Origin of the sequence: Nonomuraea antri (assembly GCF_013283785.1) — a bacterium.
In the GTDB taxonomy this organism is placed as follows: Bacteria; Actinomycetota; Actinomycetes; order Streptosporangiales; family Streptosporangiaceae; genus Nonomuraea; species Nonomuraea antri.
Genome location: NZ_JABCPZ010000015.1, coordinates 31334 through 47263, shown reverse-complemented (window position 1 = coordinate 47263; position 15930 = coordinate 31334). Strand labels below are relative to the sequence as shown.

Annotated in this window: 13 protein-coding genes; 9 read left to right on the top strand and 4 right to left on the bottom strand. The window is 74.2% G+C overall.

The window, feature by feature from the left end:
* The first annotated feature begins 99 nt into the window (after positions 1-99).
* From HII36_RS07825 to HII36_RS07815, 3 genes are read left to right on the top strand one after another with little or no spacing between them, the layout of a single operon-like run.
* A complete protein-coding gene (locus HII36_RS07825) occupies positions 100-1797 on the top strand; it encodes an ABC transporter ATP-binding protein (protein WP_173522392.1) in 1698 nt (565 codons plus the stop codon).
* Positions 1794-3569 carry an ABC transporter ATP-binding protein gene (locus HII36_RS07820; protein WP_328807633.1) on the top strand — a complete coding sequence of 592 codons (1776 nt, stop codon included), beginning with the start codon at positions 1794-1796 and terminating at the stop codon, positions 3567-3569. The genes HII36_RS07825 and HII36_RS07820 overlap by 4 nt, the downstream gene beginning before the upstream one ends.
* Positions 3566-5578, top strand: coding sequence for a prolyl oligopeptidase family serine peptidase (locus HII36_RS07815; RefSeq protein WP_173522391.1), 2013 nt, complete (start codon positions 3566-3568; stop codon positions 5576-5578). The genes HII36_RS07820 and HII36_RS07815 overlap by 4 nt, the downstream gene beginning before the upstream one ends.
* Before the next feature lie 31 nt (positions 5579-5609).
* Here the strand turns inward: HII36_RS07815 and HII36_RS07810 are convergent, their stop codons facing one another.
* Positions 5610-6215, bottom strand: a complete 606-nt coding sequence (locus HII36_RS07810; protein ID WP_173522390.1) for a response regulator transcription factor — start codon at positions 6213-6215, stop codon at positions 5610-5612.
* 155 nt (positions 6216-6370) lie between these two features.
* On the opposite strand from HII36_RS07810, the gene HII36_RS07805 reads away from it, so the two are divergent.
* The gene (locus HII36_RS07805; RefSeq protein WP_173522389.1) at positions 6371-6859 is read left to right on the top strand and encodes a carboxymuconolactone decarboxylase family protein; all 489 of its coding nucleotides are present in this window, start codon (positions 6371-6373) and stop codon (positions 6857-6859) included.
* On the opposite strand, the gene HII36_RS07800 is transcribed toward HII36_RS07805, so the two are convergent.
* Positions 6837-7874: a zinc-dependent alcohol dehydrogenase family protein gene (locus tag HII36_RS07800; RefSeq protein ID WP_173522388.1), complete on the bottom strand. Its 1038-nt coding sequence runs from the start codon at positions 7872-7874 to the stop codon at positions 6837-6839. The two genes, HII36_RS07805 and HII36_RS07800, sit on opposite strands and share 23 nt — an antisense overlap.
* Before the next feature lie 181 nt (positions 7875-8055).
* Here HII36_RS07800 and HII36_RS07795 point away from each other — a divergent pair, with 181 nt between their 5' ends.
* From HII36_RS07795 to HII36_RS07785, 3 genes are all read left to right on the top strand, one after another.
* Complete coding sequence (locus tag HII36_RS07795) at positions 8056-8766, top strand: SDR family oxidoreductase (protein WP_328807632.1); 711 nt, start codon at positions 8056-8058, stop codon at positions 8764-8766.
* A 35-nt stretch (positions 8767-8801) separates the two neighbouring features.
* Positions 8802-10199, top strand: a complete 1398-nt coding sequence (locus tag HII36_RS07790) for a glutamate--cysteine ligase (RefSeq protein ID WP_173522387.1) — start codon at positions 8802-8804, stop codon at positions 10197-10199.
* A gap of 65 nt (positions 10200-10264) precedes the next feature.
* Positions 10265-11296 carry a hypothetical protein gene (locus tag HII36_RS07785; RefSeq protein ID WP_173522386.1) on the top strand — a complete coding sequence of 344 codons (1032 nt, stop codon included), beginning with the start codon at positions 10265-10267 and terminating at the stop codon, positions 11294-11296.
* Between the two features lie 28 nt (positions 11297-11324).
* On the opposite strand, the gene HII36_RS58580 is transcribed toward HII36_RS07785, so the two are convergent.
* Entirely contained in the window at positions 11325-12044 is a 720-nt protein-coding gene (locus HII36_RS58580; RefSeq protein ID WP_328807631.1) for a PaaX family transcriptional regulator C-terminal domain-containing protein, read from the bottom strand.
* Between the two features lie 26 nt (positions 12045-12070).
* On the opposite strand from HII36_RS58580, the gene HII36_RS07775 reads away from it, so the two are divergent.
* Together HII36_RS07775 and HII36_RS07770 are read left to right on the top strand one after the other, a co-directional pair.
* A complete protein-coding gene (locus HII36_RS07775; RefSeq protein ID WP_173522385.1) occupies positions 12071-13783 on the top strand; it encodes an acyl-CoA dehydrogenase family protein in 1713 nt (570 codons plus the stop codon).
* A 66-nt stretch (positions 13784-13849) separates the two neighbouring features.
* Positions 13850-14599: a crotonase/enoyl-CoA hydratase family protein gene (locus HII36_RS07770; protein WP_173522384.1), complete on the top strand. Its 750-nt coding sequence runs from the start codon at positions 13850-13852 to the stop codon at positions 14597-14599.
* 38 nt (positions 14600-14637) lie between these two features.
* Here HII36_RS07770 and HII36_RS07765 read toward each other — a convergent pair whose 3' ends face one another.
* Positions 14638-15915 (bottom strand): FAD-binding oxidoreductase, encoded by a 1278-nt coding sequence (locus tag HII36_RS07765; RefSeq protein ID WP_328807630.1) that lies wholly within the window; start codon positions 15913-15915, stop codon positions 14638-14640.
* Positions 15916-15930 lie beyond the last annotated feature (15 nt).

The window sequence follows — 15930 nt, the reverse complement described above, 5'->3', positions numbered from 1 at the left end:
CCGGGTCCCCGCGCCGTCACCGACGGCGCGGGGGCTCCCCCGGATAAAACAGACATACTTCGTAAAGGCGTGAGCCGGCCACCGCAAGGGAGGCGAGGGGTGCGAGCAGCCGACCGGCTGGTCATGCGCACGGTGCGGCGCGGCGGACCGTGGCCGGCCGTGCTGGCCGCCACCGCCGTCCTGGGCGCCGCCGCGGAACTGGCCGTCCCCTACCTGGTCGGCCGCACCGTGGACCTCCTCGTCGCGGGCCGGCCCGCGCTGTCCTGGCTGGCGCTGTGCGCGTCGGTGGTCGCGCTCGTCATGGTCTGCGAGGCGCTGGGCGTCTGGGCCCGGGGCGCGAGCGGCGCGTACGCGGCGGCCAGGCTCAGGCTCGGCGTGCTGCGCCACGTGCTCGGCGCCGGTCACGCCATGACCCGCCGCTTCCCCGAAGGCGAGCTGGTCACCAGGGCCGGGCTGAACGCCGAGGAGGTGGGCCGCGCCCCCGACACCGTCACCAGCGCGCTCGGCACGCTGGTGCCCACCGTCGGCGCGCTGGTCGCGCTCACCCTCATCGACCCGCTGCTGACGCTCACGCTCGCGGCCGGCATCGTCCTCATCCTGTACGTGCTGCGCGCCTTCCTGCGCACCACGACCACGATCGCGGGCGGCTACCAGGAGGTCCAGGGGGAGATCGCGTCCCGCCTGGTCGACGCGCTGACCGGGGCCAGGACCATCGCCGCAGCCGGCGCCGCCGGGCGCGAGGCGCGCCGGGTGCTGACGCCGCTGCCGCGCCTGCGCGAGCACGGCCTGCGGCTGTGGCGGGCCAACGCCTCGGCGGGGGTCCAGGCCGGGCTGGTCGTGCCGCTGGTCGAGGTGGCCGTCCTGGCCGTCGGCGGGCTCCGGCTGGCCGCGGGCGAGCTCAGCGTGGGCGAGCTGTACGCCGCCGCCCGCTACGCCGTGCTGGGCGCGGCGCTGAGCACCTCGCTCGGCTACCTCGGCGGCCTGGCCAGGGCGCGGGCCGCGGCCGAACGCGTCACCCAGGTGCTCGACGTGCCCGCCACGCCCTACGGAACCCGGTCGCTGCCCTGCGGCCCGGGGCGGCTGGAGTTCCGCGGCGTGCGTGCCGACGGGCTGCGCGTCGGCGACCTGGTGCTGCCCGGCGGCTCGGTGACGGCCGTGGTCGGTCTCTCCGGCTCGGGCAAGTCGCTGCTGGCGGCGCTGGCCGCCCGCCTGTCCGACCCGGCCGAGGGCGCGGTCCTGCTGGACGGCGTCCCGCTGCGCGAGCTGGCCCGCCCGGCGCTGCGTCAGGCGGTGGGCTGCGCCTTCGAACGTCCGGCGCTGATCGGCGAGACGATCGCGGCCGCCATCGACGGCCACCCGGCGCACTCCGGGCGGCGCGCGGCCGGCGTGCCGGACCAGCGGGTGGTCGAGGCGGCGCGGACCGCCTGCGCGGACGCCTTCGTCCGGCAGCTCCCCGACGGCTACGCCACCCGGCTGTCGGCGGCCCCCATGTCGGGCGGCGAACGCCAGCGGCTCGGCCTGGCCAGGGCCCTGGCCCGCACGCCGCGCCTGCTGGTGCTCGACGACGCCACCTCCAGCCTCGACACGGTGACCGAACGCCAGGTCACCCGGGCGCTCACCGCCCACGGCAGGACCAGCCTCATCGTCGCGCACCGCCTGGCCACCGCCGCCCGCGCCGACCGGATCGTCTGGCTGGAGCGCGGCGAGGTACGCGCCTGCGGCCCGCACGACCTGCTCTGGCACGACCCGGACTACCGCGCCGTCTTCCAGCCGGCCGCCGACGGAGACCCGTCGTGAACCGGCGGGAGCGACCGCCGTCCGGCAGCCGTGCCGGGCGGGCGATGGTGTGGGCGGCGCTGCGCCGGGAGCCGTCCCTGCTGCTCAGGCTGGGGCTGTGGTCGCTGGTCGAGGCCGGGCCCGCGTTCCTGATCGGGCACGCCGTCGCCCGCGCCATCGAGGACGGCTTCGCCGCCGCCCGCCCGCTGACCGGCGTGGCCTGGCTGGCGGCGCTCGGCGGCGTGTGGCTGCTGGCCGCCGTGGCGGCCCGCCAGGTGGTGCTGGCGGTGGCCGCGATGGCCGAGCCGTTCCGCGACGACCTGCTGACCCACGTCGTACACCGGACGCTGGGCGAGGCGGCGCGGCCCGGCGGCTCAGGCGCGGCCAGGGGGGACAGCTCGGCCGTGGCCCGGGCCGGGCTGCAGGTGGAGCTGGCCAGAGACGCCTTCGCGGCCGTCGTCACCACCGTGCGCGGGTTCGCGTTCACGCTGGTCAGCGTGGTGCTGGGGCTGCTGACGCTGGCTCCGCAGGCGCTCGTGCTGGTGCTGCCGCCGTTCGCCGCCGGGCTCGGCCTGTTCCTGGCGTCGCTGCCGCGCCTGGCCCGCAGCCAGCGCGCGTTCCTGCTGGCCGACGAGGAACTGAACGAGAGCATGACCGCCGCCGCCGGCGCGCTGCGCGACATCGAGGCCTGCGGGCTGGAGGACGGCGTGAGCGACCGGCTGCGCGGCCGGGTGGAGTGCCAGGCGGCGGCGGCCCGCTCCCTGGCCGCTGTGACGGCCGCGCGCACCGCGGCGCTCGCGGTCGGCGGCTGGCTGCCCGTGCTCCTCGTGCTCGCCGGCACCCCGTGGCTGCTGGACGGCGGCGCGGGGCCGGGCGTCGTGGTGGGCGCGCTCGCCTACGTCACCCAGTCGCTCGCGCCCGCGCTGAACGGCCTGGTCCAGGGGCTCGGGGTGAGCGCGATCCGGCTGTTCGCGGCGCTGAACCGCATCACGGGAGAAACCCCGCCACCCGCGGAGGCCGCCGTGCCCGCCGCCGGGCCCGCACCTGCACCCGCGCCTGCACCCGCGCCTTCGAGGCCGGACGCCGTCGTGCGGTTGCGCGGCGTCACCTTCTCCTACGGTCCGCACGCCGCCCCGGTCGTCGACGGCCTCGACCTCACCCTCGAACCGGGCGAGCACCTGGCCGTCGTCGGGCCGAGCGGCGCGGGCAAGTCCACGCTGGCGAGCCTGATCACCGGCCTGCTGCGCCCCGACCGGGGCGAGATCCTGATCGGCGGCGTCCCCGCGCCCGAGGTCGGCCCCGCCTCGCGGGTGCTGATCCCGCAGGAGGCGTACGTGTTCCGCGGCACGCTCCGCGAGAACCTCACCTACCTGTGCGCCGCCGACGTGCCCGACGAGCGGCTGGCCGCCGCGCTCGCCGCGCTCGGCGCCGCCGACCTGGCGGACCGCGCGGGCGGCCACGACGCGGTGCTCGACCCGGCCGCGCTGTCGCCGGGCCGCCGCCAGCTCGTCGCCCTGGTGCGCGCCTACCTCGCCGACGCGCCGCTGGTCATCCTGGACGAGGCGACCTGCCATCTGGACCACGCGGCCGAGGCCCGCGTCGAGACCGCGTTCGCGCGCCGCGGCGGCACGCTCGTCGTGATCGCGCACCGGCTCACCTCGGCCCGCCGCGCGCACCGCATCCTGCTCATGGACGGCGAGCGGGCCCTGCTCGGCACCCACGACGAACTGGTGCCCGTCTCCCCGCTGTACGCCGACCTCACCGGCCACTGGAACCCGGAGCCCGTCTCATGACCTTGCCCGATGAAGCCCGGCCCGCCACCCACCCGGCCGCCGAGCGGCACGACGTCGTCGACGACCGTCACGGCCATCGGATCGCCGACCCGTACCGATGGCTGGAGGACCCGCACGACCCCAGGACCGCCGCCTGGCTCGTGGAGCAGGAGGAGCTGTGGCGCGAGGGCGCGGCCCGGCTGCCCGGGCGCGAGCGGTTCGCCGCCCGGCTGACCGAGCTGAGCGTCACCGGCATGGTGAGCCCGCCGGTCTGGCGCGGCGGCCGGCGCTTCCACCAGAGCCAGACGGCCTGCCAGGAGCACCCGGTGCTGTACTGCGACGACCGGCCGGTGCTCGACCCGATGGCGCTGGACCCGTCCGGGCTCACCACGCTCGACGACTGGCAGCCCGACCTGGAAGGACGCCGCCTGGCCTACCAGATCTCGCGCAGCGGCGACGAGCGGGCCGACCTGCACGTCATCGACGTCGACTCGGGCGAGCCGGTGGACGGCCCCGTCGGCGGCTGCCGGTACTCGCCGGTCGCCTGGCTGCCCGGCGGGCAGGCGTTCTACTACGTGCGCTTCCGCGAGGGCGTTCGGCTGCGCACGCTCGGCGGCGCCGACGTGCCGGTCTTCACCAGGGGCCCGGTCTCGTACGGCGTGCAGATCAGCCCGGACGGCCGCTGGCTGGCGATCTCCGCGGCCACCCCGACGGGCAACGACCTGTGGCTCGCCGACCTGTCGGCCGGGCCGCCGGACAAGCTCGGCCCGCGCCCGGCGCAGGTGGGGGTGGCGGCCAGGACGGCGGGCGGCGTCGCCTGCGACGGCCGGCTCTACCTGCTCACCGACAGGGACGCGCCGCGCCGCCGGCTCTGCGTCGCCGATCCCGCCGAGCCCGCGCGCTGGCGGGACCTCGTCCCGGAGGACCCGGAGGCCGTGCTGGGCGCGTTCACCGTGCTCCAGGACGGCACCCTGCTGGTGTCCAGGACCAGGCACGCGGTCGGCGAGATCGTCCGCTACGACGGTTCCGGCCGGCGGACGGGGGAGGTGCCATTGCCGGGCAGCGGCTCGATCGCCTCGCTCACCTGCCGTCCCGAGGGCGGCCTGGAGGCGTGGTTCGTCTACACCGACGCCGTCACCCCCGGCCGGGTGTGGCGCTACGACGCCGAGACCGGCGACACCACCCCCTGGTCCCCTGGGCCGGGCGGAACGCCGGCGCCGGCCGGCATGGCGATGCCCGCGATGGAGAGCCACCATGTCGAGTACGCCTCCGCCGACGGCACCCGGGTCCGCATGGTCGTGGTCGCCCTGGCGGGCCGCGAGGGGCCGCGCCCGGCCATCCTGACCGGCTACGGCGGCTTCGGCATCCCCCTGACGCCCGGCTACGCCGCCGACTCGCTGGCCTGGGTGGAGGCGGGCGGCGTGCTGGCCATCGCCGGGCTGCGCGGCGGCGGCGAGGAAGGCGAGTCGTGGCACCGCGACGGCATGCTGGAGCGCAAGCAGAACACCTTCGACGACTTCACCGCCGCCGCCGAGAAGCTGATCGCCGACGGCTGGACGACGCCCGGGCGGCTCGGCATCTGCGGCGAATCGGGCGGCGGCCTGCTCGTGGGCGCGGCGATCACCCAGCGGCCTGACCTGTTCGCGGCGGCCGTGTGCTCGGCCGGGCTGCTCGACATGGTCCGCTACCACCGCAGCGGCCTCGGCGCGTCCTGGACCGGCGAGTACGGCGACCCCGACGACCCGGCGCAGCTCGGCTGGCTGCTGGCCTACTCGCCCTACCACCGGGTGAGCCGCGGCGTGGACTATCCGGCGACGCTGTTCACCTGCTCGGCGTCCGACACCCGGGTGGATCCGATGCACGCGCGCAAGATGTGCGCGGCCCTGCAGTGGGCGACCGGCGGGAGCCGGCCGGTCCTGCTCAGGAACGAGACCGGGGTCGGCCACGGCGCGCGGGCGGTCAGCCGCTCGATCGGGCTGGCCGCCGACGTCCTGGCCTTCCTGGCCGCGCACACCGGACTCGACGCCTGACCGGCCGCGCACACCGGACCCGACGCGCGGCTCAGATCCAGCCCGACTCGCGCACGATCCTGATGGCGTCGATCCTGCTGCGCGCGCCCAGCTTGGCGGTGGTCCGGCACAGGTAGTTCCGGACCGTGCCCTCGGCCAGGAACAGCGTGGCGGCGATCTCCGCGATCGACGCGCCGTCGGCGGCGGCCTCGATGACGTCCAGCTCGCGCTGCGTCAGCGGGGCCTCCGTCGGCTTCATCGCGGCGATCGCCAGCTCGGAGTCGATCACGCGCTCGCCGCCGGCCACCCTGCGGATGGCGTCGGCGAGCTGCGACGGCGGGGCGTCCTTGGCCATGAAGCCGCGTACGTGCACGTCCAGCGCCCGCTTGAGCAGCCCGGGTGTCCCGACCCCGGTGAGGATCAGCACGCCGCACTCGGGCAGCTTGTCGTGCAGTTCGGCGGCGGCGGACAGGCCGTCCTGGCCGGGCAGTGAGATGTCGATGACCGCCACGTGGGGGCGGCTGGCGGTGGCGGCGGCCAGGATGTGGTCGCCTCGTTCGACTTCCGCGACGACCTCGATGTCCTCCTCGTAGGCCAGTAACGCCACGATCGCGCCACGTACCAGATTCATGTCCTCAGCGAGCAACGTTCGGATCACTTGCGGTCCTTGCCGTTCACTGGACAACACCCGTCAGGTGACTTCATCCTGCCGTATTGACCCTGATGTGAAAAGTGTCGGCCGCATCGCGGTCAGACCCGATCTCCTGTCCGACGCCTGCTCATATTCTGAAATGCGGGGGAATGGTACACATCATGACTCCCCGCGTACGGCCCTTACCACCGGAAGAATGGGACGACTTCCAGAAGGCCAATCCGTACAACATCTTCACCACGCTCGGCCGGCATCCCTCGCTCTACCGCGCCTGGCTGCGGTTCGGCGGCGCGCTGCTGGACGGCACGCTCCCGCCCCGCGACCGCGAGCTGGCCATTCTGCGCACCGCCTACCACAGCGGCAGCGCCTACGAATGGCACCAGCACGCGCGGCTGGGCCGCGAGGCGGGACTGAGCGCGGAGGAGATCGAGTGGGTGCGCCAGCCCGACGCGCTCTGGCCGGTCGAGGACCGCCTGGTGCTGCAGGTCGCCGACGACCTGCACTACGCCGGCGACCTGACCGACGCCACCTGGGCCGCCCTGTGCGACCGCTACGACGAGGCGAGCAGGATCGAGCTGGTCATGCTGGTGGCCCACTACGGCATGCTCGCCCTGGTGCTCAGGACGCTCAGAGTGGAAATCGAGGAGTGATCATCGTGACGCCCGGCACCGAGCCGATGGAGGCCAGCGCCTTGCCCGCGTCGGCCAGGCCGATGGTGCGGGTGACGAGCTGGTCGGGCTGCAGCACGCCGGCCCTGATCATCTCCAGCATGGGCGGGTAGGCGTGCGCGGCCATGCCGTGGCTGCCGAGCAGCCGCAGCTCGTGGCCGATGACCCGGTCCATCGGCACCGGCGTCGGCCCGCCGGGCAGCAGCCCGACCTGCACGTGCCGGCCCCGGCGGCGCAGGCTCTCGACGGCCGCGGCGCAGGTCTGGGCGCTGCCCAGCGCGTCGATGGAGACGTGCGCGCCGCCCCTGGTCAGCTCGCGCACCTGGGCGGCCGCGTCGCCGGCCGCGGCGTTGACGAAGTGGGTGGCCCCGGCCAGCTCGGCCAGGTGGAGCGCGTCGGCGCTGACGTCCACGGCCACCACACGCGCCCCGGCGGCCGTCGCGATCATGACGGCGGACAGCCCGACCCCGCCGCAGCCGTGCACGGCCACCCATTCGCCCGGCCGCACCTCGCCCACCTGGACGACGGCACGGAACGCGGTGGCGAACCGGCAGCCGAGCCCGGCGGCGGTCACGTCGGTCATGTCGTCGGGGACGGCGATCAGGTTGACGTCGGCGTGGTCGATCGCCACGTACTCGGCGAACGACCCCCAGTGGGTGAAGCCGGGCTGGGTCTGGCGTTCGCACACCTGCTGCTGCCCGGCCGCGCAGGACGGGCAGCTCCCGCAGGCGCACACGAACGGGACGGTCACGCGGGCGCCCGGCCGCCAGTGGCGCACGCCGGAGCCGACCGCCTCCACCACGCCGGCCAGCTCGTGTCCCGGCACGTGCGGCAGCACGGTGATGTCGGGATCGTGTCCTTGCCAGCCGTGCCAGTCGCTGCGGCAAAGCCCGGTCGCCTCGACCCTGATCACCGCCCCGTGCGGAGCGGGCGAAGGGTCGGGGAGCTCACGTAGGTCCAGCTCACCGGCGAAGACGTCGAAGGCAACCGCGCGCATCTCACGAGCTTAGGGTCAACCGCCGCGACGCGCGCAAGCCCTGCGCTGCTCGGCCTCGGGTTCCGTCCGGACCGCGGCGAACCCGGCGCCGCGCAGGCCGTGGCCCGCGTGGGTGGTATCGCCGATCCCAGCCTCGCCGGGTCTCTCCCGCGGGGCTCCTGCCTGCGCGAACGTGATGGGCATGACGAAGACCGCCCTCATCACGGGCGCCAACAAGGGAATCGGCTACGAGATCGCCCGCCTGCTCGGCGAGCGCGGCATCACCGCGATCGTGGGAGCGCGCGACGAGGAGCGCGGGCGGGCCGCCGCGGAACGGCTCGGCCAGCCGTTCGTCCGGCTCGACGTGACGGACGCCGGCAGCGTCACCGCCGCCGCCAAGTGGATCGAGCACGAGTACGGGGTGCTGGACATCCTGGTCAACAACGCCGGCATCGTCATCTGGAACGAGGACGCCGGTCCGAGCGCGACCCCGGTCGACGACCTCAGGCGGGTCTACGAGACCAACGTGTTCGGCGTGGTCACGGTCACCAACGCGATGCTGCCGCTGCTGCGCAGGGCGCCGGCGGCGCGGATCGTGAACATGTCGAGCGAGCTCGGGTCGCTGGGCCTGGCCATGGACGTGGACGGGCCGTTCTGGGTGCACAACTATTTGTCGTACAACTCCTCCAAGTCCGCGCTCAACATGATCACGGTCAGCTACGCCAAGGAGCTGTGGGACACCCCGATCAAGGTGAACGCGGCCAACCCGGGCCACTGCGCCACCGACCTGAACGGGCACAGCGGCCTCCGCACGGCCGAGCAGGGCGCGGCCATCGCGGTCGAGCTCGCGACGCTCGGCGCGGACGGGCCTACCGGCGCCTACCTGGAGGATGCCGGTCCGATCCGCTGGTGAGGTGTCAATCCACACCAATCGGACAGAAGGGGGTGATGGGACGAGACCTGGATAAAGAGCGCTTTACCGAGGCGGAGTTCGTGCGCTTCGGCGAACGGCTCGACGAGCAGCTCGGCGTCCTGCGCGAGCTGCTCGACACCCCCGGCTTCGGCCAGGGCCCGACCACGATCGGCGCCGAGCTGGAGCTGTTCCTCATCGACGAGCACGGCAGGCCGCTGCCGCGCAACAGCGAGACCCGAGACCGGCTCGACGACCCCCGCGTGGTGCTCGAACTGGGCCGGTTCAACCTGGAGGTCAACCTCACCCCGATGTCACTGGCCGGAGAACCCTTCGAACGGCTCGGCGCGGAGATCCAGGAGACCCTGGCCAAGGTGGACGAGACGGTCGAGGGCGGCGGCGCGCTGCCCATCGGCATCCTGCCCACGCTGAGCACCGAGGACTTCACCCCCGGCGCGATGAGCGACCAGAAGCGGTACCGGGCGATGAGCCGGGGCCTGCGCCGGCTGCGGCTCGAACCGTTCCTGGTCAAGATCGACGAGCTGGAGCTGTCGGTCGAGGACGTGATACTCGAGGCCGCCAACACCTCCTGGCAGGTGCACGTCCGCACGCCGCCCGAGCGGTTCGCCCGGCTGTTCAACGCCGCCCAGCTCGCCATCGGGCCGGTGCTCGCGGCGTGTGGGAACTCGCCGTTCTTCCTGGGCAGGCGGCTGTGGGAGGAGACCAGGATCGCGCTGATGGAGGAGGCCGCCGACGACCGGGACGTGCAGCGGCCCGAGCGCAGGGACGGCCGCGTCACGTTCGGCTCCGACTGGGTGCGCGAGGGCGCCTACGAGCTGTTCGAGCGGTACGTGCGCGACTACGAGCCGGTGGTGCCCGACCTGAGCGCGGACGCCGACCCGCGCGAGGTGCCCGAGCTGCGCCTGCACCAGGGCACGATCTGGCAGTGGAACCGGCCCGTCTACGACCCGGCCGACGGCGGCCACCTGCGCATCGAGCTGCGCGCCCTGCCGGCCGGGCCCTCGTGCGCGGACATGGCGGCCAACACCGCGTTCCTGCTCGGGCTGACGCTGTCGCAGGCCGAGCGCGACCTGACCGGCTACCGCTTCGCCGAGGCGTACCAGAACTTCTACCGGGCCGCCATGCACGGGCTGGACGCCAAGCTGTCCTGGCCGGGGCTCGACGGCGAGCACGAGGCCGCCGACCTGGTGCTGCGGCTGCTGCCCGAGGCGCGGGCGGCGCTGCTGGCGGCCGGGGTGACGCCGTACGACGTGGACCGGGCGCTGGACGTGATCGCCCAGCGCACCCGGCTGCGCCGCACCGGCGCGGCCTGGCAGCGCGAGACGCTGGAGCGGCTCGGCGGCGACACCGAACGGCTGGTGCGGCGCTACCGGGAGCTGGCGCTGACGGGGCTGCCGGTGCATCTGTGGCCCTAGAAACGACAACCTTGTGGCCGCCCGGTCCGTCACACTTGGCAACAGGACGGAAGAGTGGGGGAGAGATGGCGTTCACGGGGATGGTGTCCACGGAGAAGGCGGCCTTCACCTTAAGGCGGGCGACGGGGACGCTGGCCGAAGGGGCGGAGAAACTCGCCGGGGACATCGGCGCGACCGGCGTCGAGGCGCTGCTCGCCCAGGCCAACAGGACGGCGGCGCGCCGCGGGGCGGCAGGCGCGCTGGGCAGGATGCGGCCCAGGCCGGTCGAGTGGTACGCCTTCGACGCCGGGGACCAGGACACCCCCGACTGGTACCCGCAGGGCCTGACCTGCGGCGAGGACTCGGGGAACGTGGGCGTGCCGGTGTTCGCGGTGAGCTGGTACTTCAAGCCCAGGCCGCCGGTGCCCGAGCGGGGGATCAGGGTCACCTTCCTGAGCCCGAAGACGCTCAAGTATCAGCACGCGCTGCTGGTGGAGGCCAAGCCGGACGGCTCGTACGGGCCGATCAACATCCACGCCGGCGGCATCGCCTGGCACGGCGACCTGCTGTACGTGGCCGACACCACCAGGGGGCTGCGCGTCTTCGACGTCAACCACCTGCTCGACCTGCGTACCGCGCAGAACGACCTGGGCGACGGCAAGCTGATCGGCCGGCACGGCGGCAGGTTCCACGCCTTCGGCTACCGGTACGTGATCCCCCAGACCGACTTCTGGCGCGTGACGGCCCCCGGCGCGGTGTTCTCGTTCGTGTCGATCGACAGGACGAGCGGCTCGCTGATCTCCGGCGAGTACGACCAGAGCGAGCCCGGCGGCCGGGTCGCGCGCTGGGAGCTGGGGCTGGGCGACGGCGCGCCGCGCGACGCGTTCGTCACCGGCGCGCCGAAGATCCAGGGCGCGATCTCCTGGGACGGCGCCTGGTACCTCAGCCAGGCGGCCGACGCCGGCACCAACGGCAAGCTGCTGGTGCAGCAGCGCGACGGCAAGGCCGTCACGCGGCCGTACTGCATCGGCCCGGAGGACCTGACGGTGCAGGGCGGCAGGCTGTGGAGCGTCACCGAGTTCAGGAACCGCCGCATCGTCTTCGGCGTCCCGCTCTGACCGGCTCGGCGGGATGCTCCTATGGATGTCAGTCGCGCAGGTGCTTCATCAGCACCTCGCGGTAGGCCCGGTCGAAGTCGTCGTAGCGGGCGCGCAGCTCGCCGCCCGGCCAGTCGGCGGGCAGCAGCGCCGCCGGCAGCAGCGGGTCGGCCAGCAGGTGGCGCAGCACCGCGGCCGAGACGAGGAAACCCTCCGCCAGCCCGTCGGCCCGATCCAGCGCCCCCTCAAGCCGCCGCGCCTCTGCCGCCCAGCCGGCCAGGTCCCACAGCAGCGGGGTCGGGTCGCCGTGCGGCCGGCCGTCGATCAGCGTGCACTGGCCGCTGACGAGCTCCGGCCAGTCGCGCACCAGGTTGGCCGGCCGCATCCAGGTGCCTTCGCGCAGCTCGGCCAGGCGTAGTGTGGCCATCGTGTGGCGGAAGGCGGCCCGGTCGGCCGGGGCGCGCCGCTCGGCGGTGACGATGGCCACCTCCCAGGTCCCGTCCCAGGGTCTGGTGTGGGGGTCGCGGCTCTCGTCCTGCCGGGCCTGGCGTTCGATCAGCCGCTGGGAGAGGGTGTAACGGCCGGTCGACTGGATCAGGTCGCCCGCCGCGACCATGCGCGACAGCGCCACCCGCACCGTGCCCTCCGCGATGCCGAACAACGCGCCGATGCGGACGAGATGGCGGGCCGACAGGCGCGGCGGGTGGCTGCCGAGCAGCGCGCTCAGCACGGCCGATCGGGCACTGAGGGTATTACGCTCTTCCGTCACGCGTACAGGATATGTAATCTCCGGTTATGGGCCACTATCTCATCGAGCCGTTCGACCGCAGTGACCGCTACGCCACCGAGCGCTACCAGGGCGCCGCCGGCCGCAACTGGTGGAGCTGCGATCCCGCGCTGCGCCTGCTCATGCGCCGGCATCTCGGCGACGGGTACGCCTGGGCCGAGCCGTACCTCGACAAGCTGGGCGCCCTGATGGGCGGGCTGGTGGCCGAGTGCGCCGAGGAGACCGACCGCAACCCGCCGCGCCTGGAGAAGTACGACCGCTGGGGCAGGGACGTCAGCCAGGTCGTCATGCCGCCGTCGTTCCACACGGCCAGGCAGGCGCTCATGGCCAACAACTTCACCTCCCCGGCGTTCGCCGAGCAGGCCCGCGCGAACGGGGCGAACCCGCTCGCCCTCGGTGCGGCCTGGACGTACCTGCTCGATCAGGCCGACATCGGGATGGGCTGCGCGCTCGGCACGGGCGGCGACATGGTGGTCTCGCTCGCCGAGAAGCACGCGCCCCCGGACGTCAGGGACCGGGTCCGGGAGATCTTCGCCGACGGGTACTACTCGGGCGAGGCCGCGCAGATGTTCACCGAGCGCACCGGCGGCTCCGACCTGGCCGCCCTGGAGGCCACCGCCGTGCCCGACGGCGACTCCTGGCTGCTGTCGGGCTTGAAGTGGTTCGCCTCCAACGCCAACGGCTCGGCGTTCGTCGTGCTGGCCCGCACCGACGCCGGCGCCGTCGCGCCGTTCCTGGTCCTGTGGGAGCGCAGGGACGGCACCCGCAACGGCGTGCGCATCAGGCGGCTGAAGGACAAGCTCGGCACCCGGTCGGTCGCCTCGGCCGAGGTCGAGTTCACCGGCGCCGAGGCCTTCCCGCTGATGGATCTGACCGGCACGGGTACAGGTTCAGGTTCCGGGCTGGGCACGATGATGAAGCTCACCAACGCCTCCAGGCTCGGCGTCGCCATGATGGGCGCCGGCGTGGCCAGGCGGGCGCTGGTGGAGTCGCTGTGTTACGCCCGCGTCCGCGAGGCGTTCGGCCGCCCGCTCATCGACCAGCCGCTCATGCGCCGCAAGCTGGCCGAGCTGATCGTCGAGGTCGAGGCCGCCCAGGCGCTCGTCTTCGACGGCCTGGTCGGCCCCCGGCTGCGCCTGGCCCCCGCCCTGATCAAGCTGCGCGCGGCCAGGCTCGGCGTCACCGCCGCCGGCGACGCGATCGAGGTGCACGGCGGCAACGGCTACATCGAGCAGTGGCCGGTGGCCAGGCTGCTGCGCGACGCCCAGGTCAACCCGATCTGGGAGGGCGGCGACAACATCCTCTGCCTGGACGTGCGCCGCGCCATGCTGAAGGAGAACGCCCACGAGCCGTTCATCGACCGCCTGGAGAGCGCGCTCGGCCAGGCGCCCGCCGGAGACCCGGGCACGGTGGCGCTGGTGCGCGAGCGCCTGGCCGACCTGGGCAAGGCGATCGCCGCCTGGTCCGGGCTGGACCCGGCGGTGGCGGAGGCACGCCTGTTCCCGCTGGCCCAGCTCATGGCGGACGTCTACGCCGCGGCCGTCCTGCTGGAGCAGGCGGGCTGGGAGGAACGCGCCGGCCACGGCGACCGCAAGACGCTCGTCGCCCGGCTCTACGCCGCCGCCCACCTGGCCGATCCCGGCCCGCTGCGCGGCATCGACCGCCCGGCCGAGGAACTGGACCGCTTCGACGACCTCGTGTCCGGGGCGTTCGCGGGCTGACGGCCGCGCCTGTTGGCCGGGCGGCCGGATGGACGTACGCTCGGCAGGTCTTCGTGAGGAGTTCTCATGACCGTCCGGGTAGAGCGCGAAGGACCCGTCACCACCGTCGTCATCAGCCGTCCCGAGACGCGTAACGCGGTCGACCGCAAGACCGCCGACGCGTTGACCGACGCCTTCCGCGACTTCGAGGACTCCGACGCGGCCGTGGCCGTGTTGTGGGGCGAGGGCGGGACCTTCTGCGCCGGGGCCGACCTGAAGGCGCTCGACAACCACGTCGGCGAGGAGGGCGACGGCCCGATGGGGCCGACCAGGATGCGGCTGTCCAAGCCGGTCATCGCCGCCGTGGCCGGGCACGCCGTCGCCGGCGGGCTGGAGCTGGCGCTCTGGTGCGACCTGCGGGTGGCCGAGGAGGACGCGGTGTTCGGGGTGTTCTGCCGCCGCTGGGGCGTGCCGCTCATCGACGGCGGCACGGTACGCCTGCCGCGGCTCATCGGCACGTCCAGGGCGATGGACATGATCCTCACCGGGCGGCCGGTGAGCGGCGCGGAGGCGCACGCGATGGGGCTGGCCAACCGGCTCGTCCCGAACGGGACCGCGCGGCGGCACGCCGAGGAGCTGGCCCGGCGCATCGCCGGGTTCCCGCAGGCGTGCCTGCGCGGCGACCGGCTGTCGGCCCTGGAGCAGGAGGGCCTGCCCGAGGCGGACGCGATGCGCAACGAGCTGCGCCACGGCCTGGTCTCCCTGCCCGACGCGGTCGGCGGCGCCGCCAGGTTCGCGGCGGGCGCGGGCCGGCACGGCGCCTTCGACCAGATCTGAACCGCGCGCGCCCCGGCCGGGACGCGCGCGACAACGCGTCAGGACACCGGGTGGTTGGCGGTGATCACACCCCGCGGGTCGCGTTCGCGCTTGATCCGCCGCAGCCGATCGAGCACCGCCTCGGGGAACGCCTCCGAGACCCGCTCGCCCTCCGACAACCCGTTGAACGGCTTGAGCCGCCCCCGGTGGTCGGCCAGCGACGCCAGCAGCGCGTCGATCCGCTCGTCGGTGTCCGGCGCGGGCATGCCCACGAACTGCAGGTAGTACGGCTCGGCCAGCGGCGCTGCCGCGCCGCCGCCTGTGGCCTGCCTGGCCAGCGCCCCGCCCAGGTGCCGCAGCGCCGCACCGACCACCGGCGCGTCGAGCGCGTTCAGCAGCACGTCGATCACCGGGCCTGACAGGTCGGACAGCGTGCTGAACCTGGTCACGCCGGCGCTCGGCTCGGTCGGCTCGTCGGCGATCGTGCCCAGCTCGGACACCGGCAGGACCGCCCGCGTGTCGCCGATCGCGCCGCCGATCTTGTCGAAGGGCGCCAGCAGGTCGCCGGGGTCTTCACCCAGGTAGGTGGTGTCGACGGTGACGAAGCTCGGCCCGCCGGGGATGCGCAGCGCGGTGAACCAGACCGCCAGCTCGTCGGGCGCCTCGGCGGTGACCTCGCGGTAGGTCTCCAGCACCCGGCGCGCCTGCTCGAACGGCCACGTGATGCGCCCGCCGTACAGCGCGGGCAGCGGGAACAGGTCGAACTCCATCGCGGTGACCACCGCGAAGTCACCACCGCCGCCGCGCAGCGCCCAGAACAGGTCGGGGTCGGACGCGGCGTCGACCCGCACCTGCTCGCCCTCGGCGGTCACCACGTCGAAGGCCCGCACGTGGTCGGAGGCCGGCCCGTACTTCCTGCCGAACCAGCTCACGCCGCCGCCCAGCGTGTAGCCGACCACGCTCACCACCGGTGAGCTGCCCGCGAGACCGGCCAGGCCCAGCGGCTCGGCGGCCGCCAGCAGCTCGCCCCAGCGCACGCCCGCGCCCACGCGGGCCACCCGCCCGTCGATCTCGACACCGCCCAGCGCCCCCGTGCGCAGCAGGATCGCGCCGTCGGCGGTGCCGCTCGCGCCGTGCCCGCCGGCCTGCGCGGTCACGGTCAGGCCGTGCTCGCGCGCGTAGCGCACCGCGGCCACCACGTCGGCCGCGCCCGCCACCTCGACGACCGCCCGCACCCGCTGGTCGACACCCAGGTGCCAGGGCGTGCGCGCCTCGTCGAACCCGTCGTCCCCCTCGACCAGCACCCGTCCGCTGATCATGCTCTTCAGCTCGTCCATGACCTTCATCATGGT

Coding starts and splice junctions, on each gene's coding strand:
- HII36_RS07815 (WP_173522391.1), top strand. CDS start 3,566: ATGACCTTGCCCGATGAAGCCCGGCCCGCCACCCACCCGGCCGCCGAG.
- HII36_RS07805 (WP_173522389.1), top strand. CDS start 6,371: ATGACTCCCCGCGTACGGCCCTTACCACCGGAAGAATGGGACGACTTC.
- HII36_RS07795 (WP_328807632.1), top strand. CDS start 8,056: ATGACGAAGACCGCCCTCATCACGGGCGCCAACAAGGGAATCGGCTAC.
- HII36_RS07790 (WP_173522387.1), top strand. CDS start 8,802: ATGGGACGAGACCTGGATAAAGAGCGCTTTACCGAGGCGGAGTTCGTG.
- HII36_RS07800 (WP_173522388.1), bottom strand. CDS start 7,874: ATGCGCGCGGTTGCCTTCGACGTCTTCGCCGGTGAGCTGGACCTACGT.
- HII36_RS07770 (WP_173522384.1), top strand. CDS start 13,850: ATGACCGTCCGGGTAGAGCGCGAAGGACCCGTCACCACCGTCGTCATC.
- HII36_RS07765 (WP_328807630.1), bottom strand. CDS start 15,915: ATGGACGAGCTGAAGAGCATGATCAGCGGACGGGTGCTGGTCGAGGGG.
- HII36_RS07785 (WP_173522386.1), top strand. CDS start 10,265: ATGGCGTTCACGGGGATGGTGTCCACGGAGAAGGCGGCCTTCACCTTA.
- HII36_RS07775 (WP_173522385.1), top strand. CDS start 12,071: ATGGGCCACTATCTCATCGAGCCGTTCGACCGCAGTGACCGCTACGCC.